We start from the raw sequence: 20,409 nt of genomic DNA, 5'->3' as shown, positions 1-20,409 counted from the left end.
TATTATAAATAAGGTGAAAGGACTGGTGAAAGGTATCTTACCTGTTTGCCTTTTAACCTTTTTACCTTTCACTGCTTCTGCACAGGATAAGATTGTAAACCCTGATATCTCGTACGCCGGTACACCTCGTACCTGCGAAATCGGTGGTATCGCAGTTGAGGGTGTTGAGGGATACGAGGATTATGTATTAGCTGGTCTCTCGGGACTGACAGTAGGTCAGGAGATTGAGGTACCAGGTTCGCAGATTACCGAAGCCGTAAAGCGCTACTGGCGTAACGGACTGTTCTCGAAGGTTCAGATTACTGCCGACTCGATTGTTGGCAACAAGATTTACCTGTGCATTCACTTAGGTATGCGTCCACGTATCAAGACCATCAACTACAACGGTATCAAAAAGGCCGAGCGCGAGGATATGGAGGCTAAGCTGGGTATGGTTAAGGGTATGAGTTTGACTCGTAACATCATCGACCGTGCCAAGATCTTGGCTAAGAAATACTTCGACGACAAGGGTTACAAGAATGCCGAGATCGACATCATACAGCATGAGGACGCCTCTGGACAGGTAACACTTGACGTAAACATCGACAAGAAAGACAAGATGAAGGTACGCCAGCTGGTGTTCCAGGGTAACGACAAGCTGAAGACTGGCAAGATTAAAGGCTCGCTGTTTGGCAAGGGTGCTTTCGGAAAGATTCACGAAGCAGGTAAGTTTACCAACTTCTTCAAGGCCAAGAAGTTTACCGACGAGCGCTATAAGGAGGCAAAGCAGGCTCTGATTGACAAATATAACGAGTTAGGTTTCCGCGATGCAACCATCGTCGAGGATTCGGTTTATCCTTGCGACGACAAGCACGTAAACATCTTAGTAAAGATCGACGAAGGTGAGAAATACTTTGTACGCGATATCACATGGGTAGGTAACACTGTGGTTACAACCGACTACCTGAATGCCGTATTAGGCATGAAGAAGGGTGATGTATATAACCAGAAGCACATCGACAAGCGCCTGCGTGAAGACGAGGATGCCGCTGGTAACTATTACTATAACAACGGTTATGTTTTCTCGAATATCGACCCTGTTGAGGTAAACATCGACGGAGACTCTATCGATATCGAGATGCGTGTAACCGAAGGTCCTCAGGCTCACCTGAACCATGTCCGTATCTATGGTAACGACCGTTTGTACGAAGAGGTGGTACGTCGTGAGTTGCGCACCAAGCCAGGCGACCTGTTCAACAAGGAGGCACTGACACGTTCGGTACGTGATATCGCATCAATGGGATTCTTTGATCCTGAAAAGGTTGTTCCAGATATCAAGCCAAACGTTGAGGATGGTTCGGTTGACGTGAACTGGCGCCTGGAGCAGAAGAGTAACGACCAGCTGGAGTTCTCATTAGGTTGGGGACAGACCGGTATCATCGGTAAGATTGGTATCAAGTTCAACAACTTCTCTATCCGTAACCTGTTTGGTAAGAATAAACTGCACCGCGGTATTCTGCCTTATGGCGATGGTGAGCAGCTGGGTTTCAGCTTCCAGACCAACGGTAGCTACTATAGTTCACTGAGTGCCAACTACGGTACCAACTGGTTTGGCGGCAAGCGTCCTAACAGTTTGAATGTGGGTGTGTTCTACTCTAAGCAGAGCGACATCTCAAGTTACTACCGTAACAATTCATTCTACAACAACTACTACATGTACAGCGGTGGCTACGGCTCATACAATAATTACTATTACAACTATGAGTCGATGCTCGACGATGATAAGACCATGACCGTATTCGGTGCATCGTTAGGATGGGGTAAGCGTCTGCGCTGGCCCGACGACTACTTCCAACTGTCGGCACAGCTCGGTTTCTCACGCTACATGCTGCGCGACTGGAGCTACTTCTACATCCACAACGGTAACTGTAACAATATCAACCTTGGTTTGACATTGAGTCGTACATCTACCGACAACCAGCTGTTCCCACGTCGTGGTTCAGAGTTCATGGCATCTGTAACCGTTACACCACCTTGGTCGCTCTTCGACAATAAGGACTATGCTAATCTGGCCAAGAACTCTAACTCGGCTACCTATGAGGACGAGTTGCAGGACGTTTATCGCTGGATTGAGTACCACAAGTGGAAGTTTAAGAGTCGCACCTTTACAGCCCTCACAGGCGGTCAGAAGTGCTTTGTGCTGATGACCCGTGTAGAGATGGGACTATTAGGCAGCTACAACAGCAATAAGCGCTCACCATTCGAGACCTTCTACGTGGGTGGTGACGGTATGAGCGGATACTCATACGGCTACTCGGAAGAGACCATTGGACTGCGCGGATACGAGAATGGATCACTCTCTTACTCTTCGGCCTACGAGACCATGATGAAGGGTGGTACCATCTCATCTTACAACTCTTACGCTTACGACCGATTCACACTCGAGTTGCGCTACCCATTCATGCTGGGTAACACCACTATCTACGGACTGGGCTTCCTGGAGGGTGGTAACGCTTGGGCCAACGCCAAGGACTTCAACCCATTCAAGATGAAGCGTTCGGCAGGTCTCGGTGTTCGTATCTTCCTGCCTATGGTTGGTTTGATGGGTATCGACTGGGCATACGGTTTCGACAATGTTTACACCAGCCAGTATGGTGCACAGAAGAAGGGCGGAAGCAACTTCCACTTCATTCTCGGTCAGGAATTCTAAATTATACAGTTATGAAGAAATTGATTATCTGCGCAATCTGCGCAATCTGTGGTTTCACAAGTATCAACGCCCAGAAGGTGGCAGTGATCGACATGGAGTACATCCTGAAGAACATCCCAGCCTACGAGCGTGCCAACGAGCAGTTAGGTCAGGTATCAAAGCAGTGGCAGGCTGAGGTTGACGCTCTGAATGCCGAAGCCCAGACACTTTATAAGAACTACCAGAACGAGGTGGTGTTCCTCTCGAAGGAGCAGAAGAAAGCCAAGCAGGACGCTATCGTTGACAAGGAGAAGCAGGCTGCCGAGCTGAAGAAGCACTACTTCGGTCCAGAGGGCGAGCTGTTTAAGAAGCGTACCGCCTTGATGAACCCCATACAGGAAGAGGTTTACAACGTGATTAAAGATATAGCAGAACTGCGAGGCTATCAGTTGGTACTCGATCGTGCCAGCGATGCCGGTATCATCTTCAGTTCGCCCAAGATTGACATCTCGTCAGAGGTGCTTCGTAAGTTGGGATACGCTAACTAATTGATAATTGATATTTGAAAAAATAATAATTAAAAACAATAAGTAATATGAAAAAATTGATTATCTGCGCACTTTGCGCTATCTGCGGTTTCACTACCGCCAATGCACAGGGTAAGTTCGGCCATGTGAACACCCAGGAGATTATGCAGGCCATGCCTGAGTTTACTAAGGCTCAGAACGAGATTAAGGCACTGCAGGACCAGTATGAGGCTGACCTGAAGAGCATGCAGGACGAACTGCAGAAGAAGGGTGAGGCTTTCGAGAAGGAGCAGGCTTCACTGCCCGAGAACATCAAGCAGCGCCGTCAGCAGGAACTGCAGGATATGTACACCAAGATTCAGCAGAGCTACCAGGACAACCAGCAGGCTTTGCAGAAGGCTTCGGCTGAGAAGATGCAGGCTATCCAGACCAAGATTCTTGATGCTATCAAGGCCGTAGGTCAGGCTGGTCAGTATGTTTACATCATGGAGAACAACTCGCTGCCTTACATCAGCACTACCCTCTCTACCGATGTAACTGCTCAGGTTAAGACAAAGTTAGGTTTGAAGTAATTCGAAAGTATAACTACCAAATTATAACATCATGAAACGATTCCTCGTACTTCTTGTGGCATTCGTATCGCTCAACGCATTTGCACAGGGCGACGCCACATCATCCATCAAGTTTGGCTACCTGAGCTATCAGGCTGCCATCCAGTCGATGACCGACTACGCGCTGGTTCAGCAGCAGATGGCCGACCTCAAAGCCAAGTATCAGGCAGAGGCCAAGCGTGTAGAAGACGAATTCAACAGGAAGTACGAGGAATTTCTTGATGGTCAGCGCGACTTCCCTAAAAGCATTCTGCAGAAGCGCCAATCAGAACTTCAGGAGCTGATGCAGCAGAACATCTTGTTTAAGAACAAGAGCACAAAGGAGCTTGAAGACGCTGAAAAAGAGGCAATGAATGCCCTCAAGACTCGTCTTAACGAGACGCTTAGCGCCATTGCCCAGCAACGTGGTCTGGCACTCATTGTCAATACCGACAGCGATGCCTGCCCATTCATCAATCCCGCTCTGGGCGAAGATATCAACGAAATAGTTAAGGATGCTCTCAAGTAATCCAGGACCAATTGGTATTTTTGATAGTGGTTACGGCGGACTCACCATCCTGCATGGCATCCGTCAACTGCTTCCCGAATACGATTATCTTTATTTGGGCGACAATGCCCGTGCGCCTTATGGACCACGTTCATTCGACGTGGTTTATGAGTTTACGCGCCAAGCCGTAGTAAAACTGTTTGAGATGGGTTGCCACCTGGTTATCTTAGGTTGTAACACAGCCTCGGCCAAGGCACTACGCACCATCCAGCAGAACGATCTTCCAAAGATTGATCCCGAACGTCGCGTGTTGGGTATCATCCGTCCTACAGCCGAGGTAATTGGCGATCTTACCACTTCCAAGCATGTTGGCGTATTAGCCACCGAAGGAACCATCAAGAGTGAGAGCTACGACCTTGAGATCCACAAGCTTTTTCCTGATATCAAGGTATCAGGCGTGGCCTGTCCCTTCTGGGTGCCACTGGTAGAATACAACGAGGCCGACTCGCCAGGTGCCGATTACTTCGTAAAGAAACGCATCGACGAAATCATGCGTAAGGATCCCGACATCGATACCATCATCTTAGGCTGCACCCATTATCCCTTATTGATGCCTAAGATTCTGAAGTATCTCCCCGCAGGAGTACGCGTTGTACCCCAAGGCGAATACGTAGCCGAGAGTTTGAAACAATATTTGGAGCGCCATCCAAATATCGAAGCCAAATGCTCTAAAGGTGCAGGTGTACACTACCTCACCACCGAGAACCCCAACAAGTTCAAGGAACAAGCCCAAATCTTCCTCCACGAACCCGTAGAGGTAGATAACATCACTTTAGGTTAGTTTTCTTATTTCGTGGATGATGCTCTAAGATTTCTTGTCTTAGGGTTGAAGTATCTATGTGGGTGTAGATTTCGGTGGTACCGATATCTTCGTGTCCTAAAAGGGCTTGGATAAAGCGAAGGTCGGCGCCGCCTTCGAGCAATGCGGTGGCAAAAGAGTGGCGCAGGGTGTGGGGAGAAATGGTCTTTTGGATGCCGGCTTCCTTGGCCTGGGCTTTGATCATGATGAGAATCATGGTACGAGTGAGGTGGGAGCCTCGACGATTCAAGAACACATAGTCTTCCTCGCCAGGCTTTATCTTCATCAGGTTGCGATCATCAAACCAGTACCCCAACTCCTGAATGGCTTTGGGCGAGATAGGCACCAAACGTTCCTTGGAGCCTTTACCCAGCACACGCACATACTCTTCGTCGAGATAAAGATCGGAAAGTTTGAGGTTAACCAACTCGCTGACACGTAAGCCACACGAAAAGAGCACCTCAATGATTGCACGATTGCGATGGCCCTCCCATTTGGAAAGGTCGATGCTTTCTTCGAGACGATCTACCTCCTGCGTAGTGAGTACCTCGGGCAGATGGTCGCCAATCTGTGGCGACTCCAACAGTTCGGTAGGATCATCATCACGATAGCCATCCAACTGTACAAACTTAAAGAAGCTACGGATACCACTCAGAATGCGACATTGCGAACGAGGATGAATGCCGATATCATGCAAACTGGCCGAGAAATGTTCCAAATCAGCTAACGTCACATCGCTTATAGCAAGCTGCTCATGTTCGAGATAGTCAAGCAATTTACGCAAGTCGCGCTGATAGGCATCGAGCGTATTACCCGACATATTACGTTGCAGCTTCAAATAGCGTACATAAGCCTTTACAATGCCCTTTTGGTCAATCATTTGCACAAATTTGGTGCAAAGTTAGTATTTTTTTCTAATATATAGAAAAATATTTGTAACTTTGCAGCCGTATTAATACAAAGTTACAAAAATGAAGATTCTGATTATCAATGGTCCGAACCTGAACTTGTTGGGCCAGAGAGAGCCAGGCATCTATGGTTCGTCGTCGTTCGACGCATACCTGCCTGAGTTGCGTAAGCGCTTTGCCGACATCGACATCGAGTACTATCAGAGCAACGTAGAGGGCGAGCTGATTAACAAGATGCAAGAGGTTGGCTTTAGCTACGACGGCATTGTTCTGAATGCTGGCGCCTACACCCACACCTCTATAGCTCTGCAGGACTGTATCCGTTCGCTCAAGGCACCTGTGATCGAGGTTCACATCTCGAATGTGCACCAGCGCGAGGAGTTCCGTCATAAGTCGATGATTTCATGCGCCTGCAAAGGTGTAATTCTCGGCTTCGGTCTCGACTCGTACCGTTTGGCCATAGAAGCTCTGAAGGGATGACGCTCGACGAGTATATCCTGCAGCATACGGAGCCAGAGCCCGACTACCTGTACCGACTATGGCGCGCCACCCACATACATACCATTCATGGACGTATGGCGAGCGGCCACTTGCAAGGCCGACTGCTCAAGATGCTGGTGAAGATGATTCGCCCCCAGAACATCTTAGAGATAGGCACCTTTAGCGGCTACAGCGCTATATCGATGGCAGAGGGGTTGGACGAAGACGGACGCCTATATACCTTCGAGATTAACGACGAGATGGAGGACTTTACCCGTCCGTGGATAGAAGGTTCTAGTGTGGGTGATAAGATAGAGTTCATCATTGGCGATGCGTTACAAGAGGCCCCAAAGTTAGGCATAGCCTTTGATATGGCTTTTATGGATGGTGATAAGCGCACCTATCGAGACTGTTACGAGATGGTGATGAGCGTACTGAAGCCCGGCGGTTTTATACTGGCCGACAACACACTTTGGGACGGACATGTGATAGACCATGCCTACGATAAGGACCGACAAACCCAAGGCATTGAGACATTTAACGACTATATAGCCCGCGACGCTCGCGTAGAGCAGGTGATACTGCCACTGAGAGACGGGTTGACACTGATAAGAAAAAAAGATATTTAGAATTAAGATTTTAGAGATGCAAGAGACAAGACAAAACAAGATTGCGAGATTGCTGCAGAAGGAGCTCTCGCTGATATTCCAGCAGCAGACGCGTGCTACTCACGGCGTGATGATATCGGTTACACGTACCAAGATTTCACCCGATCTGAGTATCTGCACCGCTTATCTGAGCGTATTCCCCAGCGAGAAGGGCGAAGAGATATTGACCAACATCAATGCCAATACCAAACAGATACGCTACGAGTTAGGCACTCGTGTAAGAAACCAGATGCGTATCATTCCAGAGCTGCGATTCTTTATCGACGACTCGCTCGACTATATTGAGCACATCGACGAACTTTTGAAAAAGTAAAAAGGTGAACTTTCCTTTCTTTATTGCCCGCAGGTACCTGTTCTCAAAGAAATCCACTCATGCCATCAACGTCATAAGTGGTATTTCTGTGATTGGTGTGGCCGTAGCTACAATGGCGCTGGTGGTCACACTATCAGTGTTTAATGGGTTCCACGATCTGGTAGCAACATTCTTTACCAGTTTCGACCCGCAGCTGAAAGTGGTGCCTGCCGAAGGAAAGACCGTAGCTGCCGACGACCCGATTCTGACAGAAATCAGACAATTGCCCGAGATTGAGGTAGCTACCGAGAGCGTAGAGGACATGGCACTGGCCATCTATCGTGGCAGACAGGCGATGGTGGTAATCAAAGGTGTTGACGACAACTTTGCCCAGCTTACCCACATCAACGAGATTCTGGTGGGCGATGGCGATTTCAGTCTGCATGCTGCCGATATGGACTACGGCACCTTAGGTATCCGACTGGCCGAGACGTTAGGCACAGGCTACACCTATGAAGAGCCTATCCATATTTATGCCCCACGACGCGAAGGCCAGTTAGACATGACCAACCCCGACGAGGCATTCGAGGAAGATGAGCTCTACTCACCCGGTGTTCTGTTCAACGTAAAGCAGTCGCGCTATGACAAGAACTACATCCTGACCAGCATCGCATTCGCCCGTCGCATCTTCGGACAGCAGGGCATGCTCTCGTCGCTCGAACTACGCCTGAAGCCAGGCAGCAACTTCGACAAGACGAAAGATCAGATTAAGCAGCTGTGTGGCACCAAGTTCATTGTAAAAGACCGTTTTGAGCAACAGGACGACACTTTCAAGATTATGAAGATTGAAAAGTTGATAGCCTATATCTTCCTGACGTTCATTCTGATGGTGGCCTGCTTTAACATCATCGGCTCGCTGTCGATGCTGATTATCGATAAGAAAGACGATGTAGTTACACTGCGTAACCTTGGTGCGAGCGACAAGCAGATTGTTCGCATCTTCCTGTTCGAGGGTCGTATGATCTCAGCCATCGGTGCCATCTTAGGTATCGTCATTGGTCTGACCCTGTGCTGGCTTCAGCAGCAATACGGCATTGTGGCCTTAGGCTCATCGAGCGGCACATTTGTAATTAACGCCTACCCCGTAAGCGTGCATCCCGAGGATATTATCCTGGTATTCTGCACGGTATTGATTGTAGGTTTCCTCTCTGTATGGTATCCCGTTCGCTACTTTGCTAAGCGACTATTAGTGTAGGTAATTTAGTTTTAACGTAGGTTTAACGTAGAATTTGCAACAAATAAGTAAAAAAGGTGTAACTTTGCACCCGATAACAATTATGCAACAACCAAACTTAAATGACATGAAGAAAATTCTATCGACCATTTTGCTGACACTGATCGGCACAGTAGCGATGATGGCACAGATGCAGATGCCATCAATTCCCGTAGATCCCGATGTACGCATCGGCAAACTTGACAATGGATTAACCTATTACATCCGTCACAACAACTGGCCAGAGAACCGTGCTGAGTTCTACATTGCTCAGAAGGTAGGTTCTATTCAGGAGAACGACGATCAGCGTGGTCTGGCTCACTTCCTTGAGCACATGGCCTTCAACGGATCAAAACACTTTAAAGGCAACGAGCTGATTCGCTGGTGCGAGAGCGTAGGTATCAACTTTGGTGGTGACCTGAACGCCTACACATCAATCGATGAAACCGTATATAACATCAGTAATGTCCCCACCACACGTGAGGGTATCGTAGACTCTTGTCTGCTGATTCTTTACGACTGGGCCGACGGCTTGCTGCTGGAGCAGGAAGAGATTGAAAAGGAGCGTGGTGTGATTCATGAGGAGTGGCGCCTGCGCACCAGTGCTTTCATGCGCATGCTGGAGCGCGATCTGCCCAAGCTTTATCCAGGTTCAAAGTACGGTCATCGTATGCCTATCGGCCTGATGGAGATCATCGACAACTTTGAGCGTCCATTCCTGCAGTCATACTACGAGAAGTGGTACCGTCCCGACAATCAGGGTATCATTGTAGTAGGTGATGTAGATGTAGATCAGATTGAGAAGAAGATCAAGGATCTGTTCTCATCTATCGTACTGCCAGAGAACCGCACACTCGTTACCAAAGAGTCGGTGCCCGACAATGCCGAGGCTATTTACGTTATCGACAAGGATAAAGAGCAGCGCACCAACGAGGTGATGATTATGATGAAGCATGAGGTTTTCCCCGACACACTGAAGGGAACTCTTACCTACATGCTGACCGACTATCTGAAAGATGCATGTATTTTGATGCTTAACGACCGTTTGAAGGAGTATGCCGAGAAGCCCGAGAGCCCATTCCTGAGCGCAAGAGCTGCTGACGGCAGATACATACTCTCAAGCACAAAGGATGCCTTTGAAATAGACTTAAGTCCTAAGGACGGCCAGATTGAAGCAGCTGTTACTGCTGCCCTCACCGAAGCACGCCGTGCTGCAGAGTTCGGCTTTACAGCTACAGAGTACAACCGCTTCAAGCAGAACTACACCAGTCAGCTTGAGAAACAGTACTCAAACAAAGACAAGCGTTACAATTCGCAGTTTGTAAATCAGTGTGTTCAGAACTTCCTGAACAATACTCCAATGCCAAGCATTGACTACACCTATACCACCATGAAGCAGATTATTCCAGTGCTGCCTCTGGAGGCCATCAACGCCCTGATGAAGGAGTTGATCCTGACCAACGACAGTAACCTGGTGGTATTCAGTATGAACACAGAGAAGGAGGGTTCAGCATATCCTACAGAGGAGAGCATGAAGAAGGCTATTGCCGATGCACGTTCGGCCCAGATCGAGGCCTACGTTGACAATGTAAAGGACGAGCCACTGATGACCACCATGCCTAAGAAGGGTAGCATCAAGAAAGAGACCAAGAACGACCAGTTCGGCTACACCGAGCTGACTCTCTCTAACGGTGCAAAGGTTATCCTGAAGCAGACCGACTTCAAGAAGGATCAGGTACTGCTGCGTGGTGAAGGATTTGGAGGTTCAGCCCTCTATGGCGAGAAAGACTTTGCCAACATCAAGATGTTCGACGATGTGATCGAAGCCAGCGGTCTGGGCAACTTCTCACACACTGAGCTCGAGAAAGCTCTTGCCGGTAAGATTGCCAGTGCATCTATCTCACTCGGAACTAACCGCCAGAATGTAAGCGGTAGCTCTACACCAAAGGATATTGAGACCATGTTGCAGTTGGTTTACCTTTATTTCACCAACATTGCAAAGGACCAGAAGTCGTACGACAACCTGATGCAGACCACAGAGGTTAGTATGAAGAACCGTCTGCTGCAGCCCGAGGCTGTACTTCAGGATTCACTGACTGCCACCCTGACCTGCAACAACCCACGTAACAAGGTGCTGACAACAGCCGATTTGACTAAGGTTAACTACGATCGTATCCTCGAGATGGCCAAGGAACAGACAGCCAACGCTGCTGCCTTTACCTTCACCATCATTGGTAACTACGACGAGAGCACTATCCGTCCACTTATCGAAACCTATCTGGCATCACTTCCTGCTAAGAAAAAAGTGGTAAAGAGTCCAAAGGTATCTACCCTCTTCAAGGGTGTTGCCATCAACAACTTCAAGCAGAAGGCTGAAACACCAAAGGCCTTTGCCGTTATGCAGTGGTACTCAGAAGATATTCCTATGACAGCAGAGAACGATATCAAAATTGACATGGCTGGACAGATTCTCAGCATGGAATATCTGAAGAAGATTCGTGAAGATGCCAGTGCCGCCTATACCGTACAGGCAATGGCCGGCGTTGAGCGCAACGACTTTGAGACTATCGCTCAGATCCTTGCCGTTTGCCCCATGAAGCCAGAGAAGGCAGATACTGCCATCATGATTCTGCGCGATGAGGTGACAGCTATGGCCAAGACCTGTGATGCAGAAAAACTGCAGAAGGTAAAGGAGTACATGCTGAAGAGTCATGGCGACCAGGTAAAGCAGAACAGCTACTGGCTGAGCATCATTAATGGCTGGCGCAAGTATGGCATCGACTTCCACAGCAACTTTGAGAAGCTGGTGAACGCACAGACACCTGAAAGCATCAGTGCCCTTGTAAAAGAGGTTCTGAAGTCGGGCAACCGTGCCGAGGTGATCATGCTGCCCGCAGAGTAGAATTTAGAATTAAGTATTTAGAATTAAGAGAGAATGAGTTATCTATTTTCGTCAGAATCAGTATCTGAAGGCCATCCCGATAAGGTGGCCGATCAGATTTCTGATGCAATACTTGACCAATTTCTGGCTTACGACCCGAAGGCACGCTGTGCCATCGAGTCGTTTGTCACTACAGGTCAGGTTGTAATCATGGGTGAGGTTCGCAGTGATGTGTACATCGACCTGCAGACTATGGCCCGCAAAACAATTAAGCGCATTGGCTATACCAAAGCAGAGTATCAATTCGACGGCGATTCATGCGGAATCCTGAGTGCCATCCACGAGCAGAGTGCCGACATCAACCGCGGTGTTGACAACGGCAACGAAGACGAACAGGGCGCTGGCGACCAGGGCATGATGTTCGGTTACGCCACCAATGAGACTGAGAGCTACATGCCCGTAAGCCTCGATCTGGCACACCTCATTATGCGTACCCTGGCAGATATCCGCAAGGAGGGTAAGGAAATGACCTACCTGCGCCCCGACTCTAAGAGTCAGGTAACTGTACAATATTCAGACGAGGGTATCCCCGAGCGTATCGACACCATCGTAGTATCAACCCAGCACGACGAGTTCGACGAGGACGAGAAGATGCTGGCCAAGATCAAGGACGATGTCATCAACATCCTGATTCCACGTGTAAAGAAGCAGATTCACTCACAGAAGGTACTCGACCTGTTCGGACTCGACATCAAGTACTACGTTAACCCAACAGGTAAGTTCGTGATTGGTGGTCCTCACGGTGATACAGGTCTGACTGGTCGTAAGATCATTGTCGACACCTATGGTGGTAAGGGTGCACACGGAGGTGGTGCCTTCTCGGGTAAAGACTCATCGAAGGTTGACCGCAGTGCCGCATATGCAGCCCGTCACATTGCCAAGAACATGGTTGCAGCAGGTGTTGCCGATGAGATGCTGGTACAGATAAGCTACGCCATCGGTGTGGCTAAACCTATGAACATCTATGTAAACACCTACGGTCGCAGCAACGTGCAGATGAGCGATGGCGAGATTGCCAAGAAGATCGAGAAGCTCTTCGACCTGCGTCCAAAGGCCATTGAGCGTACCCTGAAGCTCCGTCAGCCTATGTACAGCGAGACAGCAGCCTACGGACATATGGGACGTAAGTGCGAGGTAGTACAGAAGACTTTCACCAGTCATTATCACGAAACAAAAACGATGAATGTAGAACTGTTTACATGGGAGAAGCTGGACCGTGTAGACGATATCCGCAAAGAGTTCGGACTGTAATCAGATATGCTGCAAAACGATAGCATCCTAACTACTATAACATCTGCCCCCGGAGATACGGTGGCAGTTCATACGGCGAAACCGCAGACACCCTACGAGGTGCTGCGGTTGTTGCCTAAAGATGCTACGCCTGCCCAACAGGACTCGGCTATACAAGAGTGGTTTGAACCCAAAGAGATTCATTACAGCAGCAGACCTGACACACTGCACCTACCAGGACAAGAGATACCTCGCGACCTGAAGGAAGTGAGTTTGCCGAACTATTACCGCGAGAACTTTTTCTCGAACAACACGATGTATCATCCGGAACTGAATGTAGAGCGTATTGGCGTTTCGGGCGCCCCTATCCCCTACACCATTCAGAACGACAGCTTTGTTACTGGCATTCTGATTTTCTGTTTCCTGCTGATAACATTCACCTTATCGCGCATATCAGGATTTATCATCAAGCAGACCAAGCATTTCTTCTCGCCATCCAAGTCGGTCCAAATGCTCGACGAGACAGGCAGCGAAATCAAATTCCAGTTTCTGTTCCTGTTTATCACCTGTCTGCTTTATGCACTGCTATACTATTTCTACACCAACCATTTTGTGGCTAACACCTTTGTATTCTCATCCGAATACACGCTGCTATTCATATACGGATTGAGCATACTGATTTATATGTTAGGCAGAATGATATTGTATTCGATAGTGAACAGTGTATTCTTTTCAAAGAGAAAAAATTTACAATTCCAAGGGTCATTACTACTCATAACATCACTCGAAGGGGTAGCATTATTCCCATTGGTATTACTTTTGGCATATTTCCAGTTTTCACTCCAAAATGCCATCTATTATACCGCAACTATCGTTATTTTTGCTAAAATTCTCACATTTTATAAGTCTTATGTTATCTTTTTTAATCAAAAAGGAGGTTTTCTGCAAAATATTTTGTACTTTTGTGCCCTCGAAATGATACCTTTAATTTCGCTCTGGAGCGGATTGCTGGTAATAACTGAGAATTTGAAAATAAATATTTAGGACACATATGCTCAAAAAGATTTTGGTTTCACAACCTAAGCCAACAAGTGAGAAGTCGCCATATTTCGATATTGCGAACAAGTTTGGTGTTGAACTGGTTTTCCGTCCTTTCATCAAGGTCGAGGCAATCAGCTCTAAAGATTTCCGTGCACAGAAGGTGAACATCCTGGATCACACTGCCATCGTATTTACCTCGCGTCATGCCATTGACCATTTCTTCAACATGGCCAAGGAGCTCAGAATCAACATTCCTGAGGACATGAAGTATTTCTGTGTTACCGAGACTATTGCTTTGTACATCCAGAAATATGTGCAGTACAGAAAGCGCAAGATCTTCTTTGGTGAGACTGGTCGTATCGACGATCTGATTCCTACCATGGTTAAGCATAAGACCGAGAAGTATCTTGTTCCACTGAGCGATGTACATACCGACAGTCTGGCCAACCTGCTCGACTCTAAGAAGCTGCAGCACACCGAGTGTGTGATGTACAAGACTGTGAGCAACGATTTCACTGAGGAAGAGGTTAAGAACTTCGACTACGACATGCTGATTTTCTTCAGCCCTGCCGGAATCGAGTCGCTGACCAAGAACTTCCCCAACTTCAAGCAGGACAAGATTGCTATCGCCACTTTCGGTCCAGCAACAGCAAAGGCTGCCAAGGAAGCCGGTCTGCGCTTGGATATCGAGGCTCCTAACGAGAAGTATCCATCAATGACAGGTGCTCTGCAGCACTACCTGTTTGAAATACAAGACTAAGAATTGATGACGACAGCGCCTACCTTCAGTAAAGAGGAGCGCATCGTCAGCAACCTGCTGATAGAAACGCTCTTTGAGAAAGGCAATAGTCATTCGCTGACTGCTTATCCTCTAAGGGCTGTTTTTCTTAAAACAGAACACCATGAGGGGTGTGCCCCTGTGCAACTGCTCATCAGCGTGCCTAAGAAACGCTTTAAGCACGCAGTTGACAGAAACAGGGTGAAACGCCAGGTTCGTGAGGCCTACCGCAAGAACAAATCACTGCTCGAAGGTAAGGTAAACGAAGACGAGATGCTCTTGATAGCCATCATCTGGCTGACCGACAAACACTTCCCAACACTTGATGTTGAGAAGAAGATGATAAGCCTCATGAAGCAGATTGCTAAAGACAAAGCATGAAGAGACTGATACATCTCATTTCGTGGCTGTTGGTATTACCTATCCGCTTTTACCAAATGGCCATCTCTCCGCTTTTAGGACCTTCGTGCCGATTCACTCCCACATGTAGCGAGTATGCCAAGCAGGCCATCATGAAGCACGGCCCCATCAAGGGCTTAGGATTGGCCATCTGGCGCATATTAAGATGCAACCCATGGGGCGGTTCAGGTTACGACCCCGTTCCTTAGTAAAGAAAGAATAAAGAAATAATATTTTAGATAAAGATGAAGAACTTTGTAGAAGAACTGAAATGGCGTGGTATGCTGGCACAGATGATGCCAGGTACAGAAGAACTGCTCCAGAAAGAGATGGTTACAGCCTATCTGGGTACCGATCCTACAGCCGATTCGCTGCATATCGGACACCTTTGCGGTATCATGATGCTCCGCCACCTTCAGCGTTGCGGTCACCGTCCTGTTATTCTGGTAGGTGGTGCCACAGGTATGATTGGCGACCCATCGGGTAAGAGCCAGGAGCGTAATCTGCTTAACAACGAAACACTATATCACAATCAGGAGTGCATCAAGAAGCAGGTTGCCAAGTTCCTCGACTTCGAGTCGAAAGAGCCTAACGCTGCACTGATGGTTAACAACTACGATTGGATGAAGGACTTTACCTTCCTTGATTTTGCACGCGAGGTTGGTAAGCACATCACCGTTAACTATATGATGGCTAAGGAGAGCGTACAGCAGCGTTTGAACGGTACTGCCCGCGACGGTCTGTCGTTCACAGAGTTCACCTATCAGCTGCTGCAGGGTTACGATTTCCTGTATCTCTACCAGCACTACGGCGTAAAATTGCAGTTGGGTGGTAACGACCAGTGGGGTAACATGACTACCGGCACTGAGCTTATCCGTCGTACTCTAGGCAATGAGGTTGAGACCTTCGCACTCACCTGTCCACTGATTACCAAGAGCGATGGTAAGAAGTTTGGTAAGACCGAGAGTGGAAACATCTGGCTCGATCCTGTTCGTACCACACCATATAAGTTCTACCAGTTCTGGCTGAATGTAAGCGACGACGATGCCGAGCGTTACATCAAGATTTTCACATCACTTGAGAAGGACGTTATCGACGCCCTGATTGAGGAGCACAAGCAGGATCCTGGTCGTCGTGTTCTGCAGAAGCGTCTGGCTGAGGAGGTTACCGTACTGGTACACTCAAAGGAGGCTCTCGACACTGCAATCGAGGCATCAAACATCCTGTTTGGCAAATCAACCAAGGAAGGCCTTGAGAAGCTGGACGAGCAGACACTGCTCGATGTATTCGACGGCGTTCCCCAGTTCGAGATTTCTAAGGATCAGCTTGGTCAGCCCGCTATCGAGCTGCTGACAACCGTTGCACCTGTATTCCCATCTAAGGGCGAAATGCGTAAGATGGTTCAGGGCGGTGGTGTATCGCTGAACAAAGAAAAGATTACAGATCAGAACCGCGCTATCACAGCCGAGGATCTGATTGATGGCAAGTATCTTTTGGCCCAGAAAGGCAAAAAGAACTACTACTTGCTGATCGTTAAATAATATTTGGCTGCAAAATTTGGTACTTAGAAAAAAACTTCGTACCTTTGCAGCCAAATATTCTTGGACGATGGTGTAATGGTAACACTACAGGTTTTGGTTCTGTCATTCCCGGTTCGAATCCGAGTCGTCCAACTACTAAGAACATTTTTCTAAAACAAACAAATTATGGCAAATCTATTTTCATTAGAGGGTAAGAACGCCTGGATTACTGGTGCATCTTACGGTATTGGTTTCAACATTGCTAAGGCATTTGTTGCTGCTGGCATCAAAACCATCATCTTCAACGACATTAACGAAGCTGCTCTGCAGCGTGGTCTCGACAACTACAAGGAGGCTGGTATCGACAACGTTAAGGGTTATGTGTGCGACGTGACCGACGAGAACGCTGTAAAGGCACTCGTTGAGAAGATTCACGCTGAGGTTGGACAGATAGACATCCTGGTGAACAACGCCGGTATCATTAAGCGTATCCCTATGCACGAGATGAAGCGCGCCGAGTTCCAGCAGGTTATCGATATCGACCTCGTTGGTCCATTCATCTGCTCTTCAGCTGTTATCCCTGAGATGATGGAGCGTCGCGAGGGTAAGATCATCAACATCTGCTCTATGATGAGTGAGCTGGGCCGTGAGACTGTATCTGCCTACGCTGCTGCTAAGGGTGGTTTGAAGATGCTTACTCGTAACATCTGCTCGGAGTATGGTGAGTATAACATCCAGTGTAATGGTATTGGCCCTGGCTATATCGCTACCCCACAGACAGCCCCATTGCGTGAGCGTCAGCCAGACGGAAGCCGTCATCCATTCGATTCATTCATCTGCGCTAAGACACCTGCCGGTCGCTGGCTCGATCCTTCAGAGTTAGGTGGTCCTGCTGTATTCCTGGCTTCACACGCCTCGGATGCCGTAAATGGTCACGTGCTTTATGTAGATGGTGGTATCTTGGCTTATATCGGCAAGCAGCCTAAATAAGCACATTATACATATATAACAATAATGGGGACCCTGAAAAGGATCCCCATTAAATTTTTATTTACAATCGACTTACTTGATAGCGTCAGCAAGCTCAGCACCAGCCTTGAACTTAGCAACCTTCTTAGCAGCAATTGTAATCTTCTGCTTTGTCAGAGGATTGATACCCTCACGAGCAGGACGCTCGTTTACGCTGAATGTACCGAAACCTACGAGAGCAACCTTGTCGCCCTTAACGAGAGCGTCCTTAATAGCTACTACTGTTGCGTCGAGAGCTTTCTTAGCGTCAACCTTTGAGATGCCAGCACTTGCTGCGATCTTCTCTACCAATTCTGTTTTGTTCATAATCTTAAAAAATTTAATGAAATATTTAATAGTAATAACTGTTGTATAGTCGAAAACTTTGGCAAATATAAGGGAAAGTATTTAAAGAAACAACAAAAAAACAGAAAAATTTCACTTTTTAATAAAAAATAGTTGTTATCGAGGGCATTTTGGCCTAAAAAAGAGATTATTTTAGTAATTTTGCACCCGAAAGATGCCAAAAGGCACTCATTATAAAAAGTAATAATAGATAAATAGTAAACGATATGATGTTCCGCATACCAACCATCACAAAGAATCTGCTTATCATTAACCTGATAGCATTCTTAGCCACGGTAGTACTACAACTGCGTGGTATCGATCTGGCCGACATCGGTGGCCTGCATTTCTTCATGGCCAACGATTTCCACCTGTATCAGTTTGTCACCTACCTGTTCCTGCATGCCAACTTCATGCATATTCTCAGTAATATGTTCGGCTTATGGATGTTTGGTTGTGTGATAGAAAATGTATGGGGTCCCAAGAAATTCCTTTTTTATTACATTACTTGTGGTATAGGTGCCGGATTCCTGCAGGAAATCGCGCAGCTGGGCCAGTTCTATATGACCATTAACGCACAAGATCCGACAGTAACTTTTGGCGAGATATTTGCCATCGGTCAGCAACTGAGCGGTCAGCTCAATGCCTGGACCACCATTGGCGCCTCTGGTGCCGTTTATGCCGTGATCTTAGCGTTCGGTATGACATTCCCCAACGAGCGTCTCTTTATCATCCCATTCCCATTCCCCATCAAAGCCAAATGGTTTGTATTGGGTTATGTAGCTATCGAGTTCTTCTCGGCATTAGGAACCAGTGGCGATGGCGTAGCACACACAGCCCACTTAGGTGGTATGCTGTTCGGATTCCTGATGATTCGTTATTGGAACCGTCATCCCAACTCCGGCTTCGACCGTGGTCGCGGTATGCAGTTCTTCGACAACCTGAAGCGCAACTTTGAACAGCGCCAACACCATCAGGGCAGCGGGTACAGCAATCCCAACATGCACGTAAACAGAGGTGGCGGTTCGAAAGAAGATGATATGGAGTATAATGCCCGTAAGCGCCAGAACCAGGAAGAGATAGATGCCATTCTTGATAAAATCCGCAAGAGTGGCTACGACAGTCTGACTAAAGAAGAGAAGAAAAAGCTCTTCGATGCAAGCAACCAATCATGATCAAGCAACTTAAGACCATAACGGTAAACCTTATCGCAGGCGCCAATGTGGCTACTGTACTGCTGATGATACTGGCGGGCTATGCCGACCGTATCAATCCTGTAGAGCACCCCATGCTTTCGTGTATGGGTATGGCTTTCCCTGGCTTCCTGATTGCCAACCTGCTATTTCTGTTCTTTTGGTTGACATTTAAATGGAAGAAGGCCTGGATCCCTGTCGTAGGCTATGTGATAGTATATGGCCCTATCACGCTCTATATGCCGCTACACATCTCGCAAACGCCCCCAGAAGGCACCATCAAGCTGATATCCTACAACGTATGTCAGTATGGCGGCAACTACAAATATGAGCAAGGCTTTGAGAAGGTACACGAATACCTGACAGAGCAGGATGCCGATATTGTTTGCTTACAGGAAGATGTCGATACCTGGCGCAGATATGTGAAACAATGGTACGAGAAAATCTACCCTTATAACGATACCACCATCTTTAACCCTCAGGATGCCTGCATCAATGGTGTTGGTATCCATACTAAGTACCCGATTATCAGGAAGGAACGTATCCCCTACGAGTCGTCAGGCAATGGTTCTGTAGCCTACTTCCTCCAAGTGGGTAACGACACCGTACTGGTGATTAACAACCACTTAGAAGGTACACATCTTTCGAACGAAGACCGTGATAAATACAAACAGATGATTAGCGGTAAAATGAAGAAAGACACCGCTAAGGCCGAAACGCTGTTCCTTATCGAGAAATTAGGCAAATACGCCGCCAAACGAGCACCTGAAGCCGAAGCTGTCCACGACTATATCGAGGCACACCGACATTACCCGATTATCGTGTGTGGCGACTTTAACGACAACCCCATTTCGTACTCGCGCCGTACCATCGCACAGGGGTTGACAGACTGCTACCAGGAGACCGGAAAAGGCATCGGTTTGTCATATAATCAGAAAGGTTTCTTTGTACGTATCGACCATATTTTAGTATCCGACCACTTTGAACCCTATAACTGTCATATTGATAGTAAAATGGACGCAAGTGACCATAATCCTATCATCTGCACCCTAAAAATGAAAAGTAATCAATAAAAATGAGTGAATTTTTGCCAATAAATTTTTCCTTGTGTAAAAAAATGCCTATATTTGCACGCTATTTTATACGCGAACAGAAAATAATATAAATAAATAATAATTAAA

General features: G+C 47.4%; 21 protein-coding genes and 1 tRNA gene. 20 read left to right on the top strand and 2 right to left on the bottom strand.

The features are described 5' to 3' along the window. Positions 1-13 precede the first annotated feature (13 nt). The 5 genes from BLR73_RS08550 to murI are packed head-to-tail and all read left to right on the top strand — an operon-like array spanning position 14 to position 5,134. Entirely contained in the window at positions 14-2,689 is a 2,676-nt protein-coding gene (locus BLR73_RS08550; protein ID WP_091861064.1) for a BamA/OMP85 family outer membrane protein, read from the top strand. An 11-nt stretch (positions 2,690-2,700) separates the two neighbouring features. Continuing rightward, the gene (locus BLR73_RS08545) at positions 2,701-3,216 is read left to right on the top strand and encodes an OmpH/Skp family outer membrane protein (protein WP_013063167.1); all 516 of its coding nucleotides are present in this window, start codon (positions 2,701-2,703) and stop codon (positions 3,214-3,216) included. A 47-nt stretch (positions 3,217-3,263) separates the two neighbouring features. After that, complete coding sequence (locus BLR73_RS08540) at positions 3,264-3,767, top strand: OmpH/Skp family outer membrane protein (RefSeq protein ID WP_028906630.1); 504 nt, start codon at positions 3,264-3,266, stop codon at positions 3,765-3,767. 31 nt (positions 3,768-3,798) lie between these two features. Beyond that, the gene (locus BLR73_RS08535) at positions 3,799-4,314 is read left to right on the top strand and encodes an OmpH/Skp family outer membrane protein (RefSeq protein WP_091861061.1); all 516 of its coding nucleotides are present in this window, start codon (positions 3,799-3,801) and stop codon (positions 4,312-4,314) included. Continuing rightward, a complete protein-coding gene (murI, locus tag BLR73_RS08530) occupies positions 4,301-5,134 on the top strand; it encodes a glutamate racemase (RefSeq protein WP_013064700.1) in 834 nt (277 codons plus the stop codon). Before BLR73_RS08535 ends, murI begins: the two co-directional genes overlap by 14 nt. On the opposite strand, the gene xerD is transcribed toward murI, so the two are convergent. Further along, positions 5,121-6,032 carry a site-specific tyrosine recombinase XerD gene (xerD, locus tag BLR73_RS08525; protein ID WP_091861059.1) on the bottom strand — a complete coding sequence of 304 codons (912 nt, stop codon included), beginning with the start codon at positions 6,030-6,032 and terminating at the stop codon, positions 5,121-5,123. The two genes, murI and xerD, sit on opposite strands and share 14 nt — an antisense overlap. Before the next feature lie 91 nt (positions 6,033-6,123). Here xerD and aroQ point away from each other — a divergent pair, with 91 nt between their 5' ends. The 13 genes from aroQ (at position 6,124) to BLR73_RS08460 (ending at position 17,672) form a co-directional block, all read left to right on the top strand. After that, a complete protein-coding gene (gene aroQ, locus BLR73_RS08520) occupies positions 6,124-6,540 on the top strand; it encodes a type II 3-dehydroquinate dehydratase (protein WP_013065627.1) in 417 nt (138 codons plus the stop codon). After that, positions 6,537-7,169 carry an O-methyltransferase gene (locus BLR73_RS08515; RefSeq protein ID WP_091861057.1) on the top strand — a complete coding sequence of 211 codons (633 nt, stop codon included), beginning with the start codon at positions 6,537-6,539 and terminating at the stop codon, positions 7,167-7,169. The genes aroQ and BLR73_RS08515 overlap by 4 nt, the downstream gene beginning before the upstream one ends. Before the next feature lie 16 nt (positions 7,170-7,185). Beyond that, on the top strand, positions 7,186-7,521 hold the full coding sequence (gene rbfA / locus BLR73_RS08510; protein ID WP_013064301.1) for a 30S ribosome-binding factor RbfA: 336 nt from the start codon (positions 7,186-7,188) through the stop codon (positions 7,519-7,521). 4 nt (positions 7,522-7,525) lie between these two features. Beyond that, the gene (locus BLR73_RS08505; protein ID WP_091861054.1) at positions 7,526-8,755 is read left to right on the top strand and encodes an FtsX-like permease family protein; all 1,230 of its coding nucleotides are present in this window, start codon (positions 7,526-7,528) and stop codon (positions 8,753-8,755) included. Positions 8,756-8,861: 106 nt separating this feature from the next. Next, the gene (locus BLR73_RS08500) at positions 8,862-11,675 is read left to right on the top strand and encodes a M16 family metallopeptidase (protein ID WP_091861307.1); all 2,814 of its coding nucleotides are present in this window, start codon (positions 8,862-8,864) and stop codon (positions 11,673-11,675) included. A gap of 33 nt (positions 11,676-11,708) precedes the next feature. Next, positions 11,709-12,965: a methionine adenosyltransferase gene (gene metK, locus BLR73_RS08495; protein ID WP_013064279.1), complete on the top strand. Its 1,257-nt coding sequence runs from the start codon at positions 11,709-11,711 to the stop codon at positions 12,963-12,965. A gap of 6 nt (positions 12,966-12,971) precedes the next feature. Continuing rightward, positions 12,972-13,988, top strand: coding sequence for a DUF4271 domain-containing protein (locus BLR73_RS08490; RefSeq protein WP_073044816.1), 1,017 nt, complete (start codon positions 12,972-12,974; stop codon positions 13,986-13,988). Between the two features lie 7 nt (positions 13,989-13,995). Then, on the top strand, positions 13,996-14,745 hold the full coding sequence (locus tag BLR73_RS08485) for a uroporphyrinogen-III synthase (protein WP_013063921.1): 750 nt from the start codon (positions 13,996-13,998) through the stop codon (positions 14,743-14,745). Between the two features lie 6 nt (positions 14,746-14,751). After that, on the top strand, positions 14,752-15,144 hold the full coding sequence (rnpA, locus tag BLR73_RS08480; protein WP_013063323.1) for a ribonuclease P protein component: 393 nt from the start codon (positions 14,752-14,754) through the stop codon (positions 15,142-15,144). Beyond that, positions 15,141-15,371 (top strand): membrane protein insertion efficiency factor YidD, encoded by a 231-nt coding sequence (yidD, locus tag BLR73_RS08475; protein ID WP_013065440.1) that lies wholly within the window; start codon positions 15,141-15,143, stop codon positions 15,369-15,371. Before rnpA ends, yidD begins: the two co-directional genes overlap by 4 nt. 36 nt (positions 15,372-15,407) lie before the next feature. Next, positions 15,408-16,703 (top strand): tyrosine--tRNA ligase, encoded by a 1,296-nt coding sequence (gene tyrS / locus BLR73_RS08470; RefSeq protein WP_033150736.1) that lies wholly within the window; start codon positions 15,408-15,410, stop codon positions 16,701-16,703. A gap of 61 nt (positions 16,704-16,764) precedes the next feature. Further along, positions 16,765-16,835 (top strand) — tRNA-Gln (locus tag BLR73_RS08465). Positions 16,836-16,868: 33 nt separating this feature from the next. After that, positions 16,869-17,672 carry a gluconate 5-dehydrogenase gene (locus tag BLR73_RS08460; protein ID WP_013065004.1) on the top strand — a complete coding sequence of 268 codons (804 nt, stop codon included), beginning with the start codon at positions 16,869-16,871 and terminating at the stop codon, positions 17,670-17,672. A 72-nt stretch (positions 17,673-17,744) separates the two neighbouring features. Here the strand turns inward: BLR73_RS08460 and BLR73_RS08455 are convergent, their stop codons facing one another. Then, positions 17,745-18,017: an HU family DNA-binding protein gene (locus BLR73_RS08455; RefSeq protein ID WP_013064050.1), complete on the bottom strand. Its 273-nt coding sequence runs from the start codon at positions 18,015-18,017 to the stop codon at positions 17,745-17,747. A 248-nt stretch (positions 18,018-18,265) separates the two neighbouring features. On the opposite strand from BLR73_RS08455, the gene BLR73_RS08450 reads away from it, so the two are divergent. Together BLR73_RS08450 and BLR73_RS08445 are read left to right on the top strand one after the other, a co-directional pair. Then, the gene (locus BLR73_RS08450) at positions 18,266-19,210 is read left to right on the top strand and encodes a rhomboid family intramembrane serine protease (protein ID WP_028906616.1); all 945 of its coding nucleotides are present in this window, start codon (positions 18,266-18,268) and stop codon (positions 19,208-19,210) included. Beyond that, the gene (locus tag BLR73_RS08445; RefSeq protein WP_073044811.1) at positions 19,207-20,301 is read left to right on the top strand and encodes an endonuclease/exonuclease/phosphatase family protein; all 1,095 of its coding nucleotides are present in this window, start codon (positions 19,207-19,209) and stop codon (positions 20,299-20,301) included. The genes BLR73_RS08450 and BLR73_RS08445 overlap by 4 nt, the downstream gene beginning before the upstream one ends. The last annotated feature ends 108 nt before the right edge of the window (positions 20,302-20,409 follow it).

This window comes from Prevotella sp. khp1 (assembly GCF_900102205.1).
GTDB classification, from domain to species: domain Bacteria; phylum Bacteroidota; class Bacteroidia; order Bacteroidales; family Bacteroidaceae; genus Prevotella; species Prevotella ruminicola.
Note: the sequence above shows the minus strand (reverse complement) of the source record. Positions and strands in the feature narration are given on the sequence as shown.

What these genes read in the sequence shown, in the direction of transcription:
- BLR73_RS08545 (WP_013063167.1), top strand. Translation starts at nt 2,701, where the DNA reads ATGAAGAAATTGATTATCTGCGCAATCTGCGCAATCTGTGGTTTCACA.
- BLR73_RS08540 (WP_028906630.1), top strand. Translation starts at nt 3,264, where the DNA reads ATGAAAAAATTGATTATCTGCGCACTTTGCGCTATCTGCGGTTTCACT.
- BLR73_RS08535 (WP_091861061.1), top strand. Translation starts at nt 3,799, where the DNA reads ATGAAACGATTCCTCGTACTTCTTGTGGCATTCGTATCGCTCAACGCA.
- murI (WP_013064700.1), top strand. Translation starts at nt 4,301, where the DNA reads ATGCTCTCAAGTAATCCAGGACCAATTGGTATTTTTGATAGTGGTTAC.
- xerD (WP_091861059.1), bottom strand. Translation starts at nt 6,032, where the DNA reads ATGATTGACCAAAAGGGCATTGTAAAGGCTTATGTACGCTATTTGAAG.
- aroQ (WP_013065627.1), top strand. Translation starts at nt 6,124, where the DNA reads ATGAAGATTCTGATTATCAATGGTCCGAACCTGAACTTGTTGGGCCAG.
- BLR73_RS08515 (WP_091861057.1), top strand. Translation starts at nt 6,537, where the DNA reads ATGACGCTCGACGAGTATATCCTGCAGCATACGGAGCCAGAGCCCGAC.
- rbfA (WP_013064301.1), top strand. Translation starts at nt 7,186, where the DNA reads ATGCAAGAGACAAGACAAAACAAGATTGCGAGATTGCTGCAGAAGGAG.
- BLR73_RS08500 (WP_091861307.1), top strand. Translation starts at nt 8,862, where the DNA reads ATGAAGAAAATTCTATCGACCATTTTGCTGACACTGATCGGCACAGTA.
- metK (WP_013064279.1), top strand. Translation starts at nt 11,709, where the DNA reads ATGAGTTATCTATTTTCGTCAGAATCAGTATCTGAAGGCCATCCCGAT.
- BLR73_RS08490 (WP_073044816.1), top strand. Translation starts at nt 12,972, where the DNA reads ATGCTGCAAAACGATAGCATCCTAACTACTATAACATCTGCCCCCGGA.
- BLR73_RS08485 (WP_013063921.1), top strand. Translation starts at nt 13,996, where the DNA reads ATGCTCAAAAAGATTTTGGTTTCACAACCTAAGCCAACAAGTGAGAAG.
- rnpA (WP_013063323.1), top strand. Translation starts at nt 14,752, where the DNA reads ATGACGACAGCGCCTACCTTCAGTAAAGAGGAGCGCATCGTCAGCAAC.
- yidD (WP_013065440.1), top strand. Translation starts at nt 15,141, where the DNA reads ATGAAGAGACTGATACATCTCATTTCGTGGCTGTTGGTATTACCTATC.
- tyrS (WP_033150736.1), top strand. Translation starts at nt 15,408, where the DNA reads ATGAAGAACTTTGTAGAAGAACTGAAATGGCGTGGTATGCTGGCACAG.
- BLR73_RS08460 (WP_013065004.1), top strand. Translation starts at nt 16,869, where the DNA reads ATGGCAAATCTATTTTCATTAGAGGGTAAGAACGCCTGGATTACTGGT.
- BLR73_RS08455 (WP_013064050.1), bottom strand. Translation starts at nt 18,017, where the DNA reads ATGAACAAAACAGAATTGGTAGAGAAGATCGCAGCAAGTGCTGGCATC.
- BLR73_RS08450 (WP_028906616.1), top strand. Translation starts at nt 18,266, where the DNA reads ATGTTCCGCATACCAACCATCACAAAGAATCTGCTTATCATTAACCTG.
- BLR73_RS08445 (WP_073044811.1), top strand. Translation starts at nt 19,207, where the DNA reads ATGATCAAGCAACTTAAGACCATAACGGTAAACCTTATCGCAGGCGCC.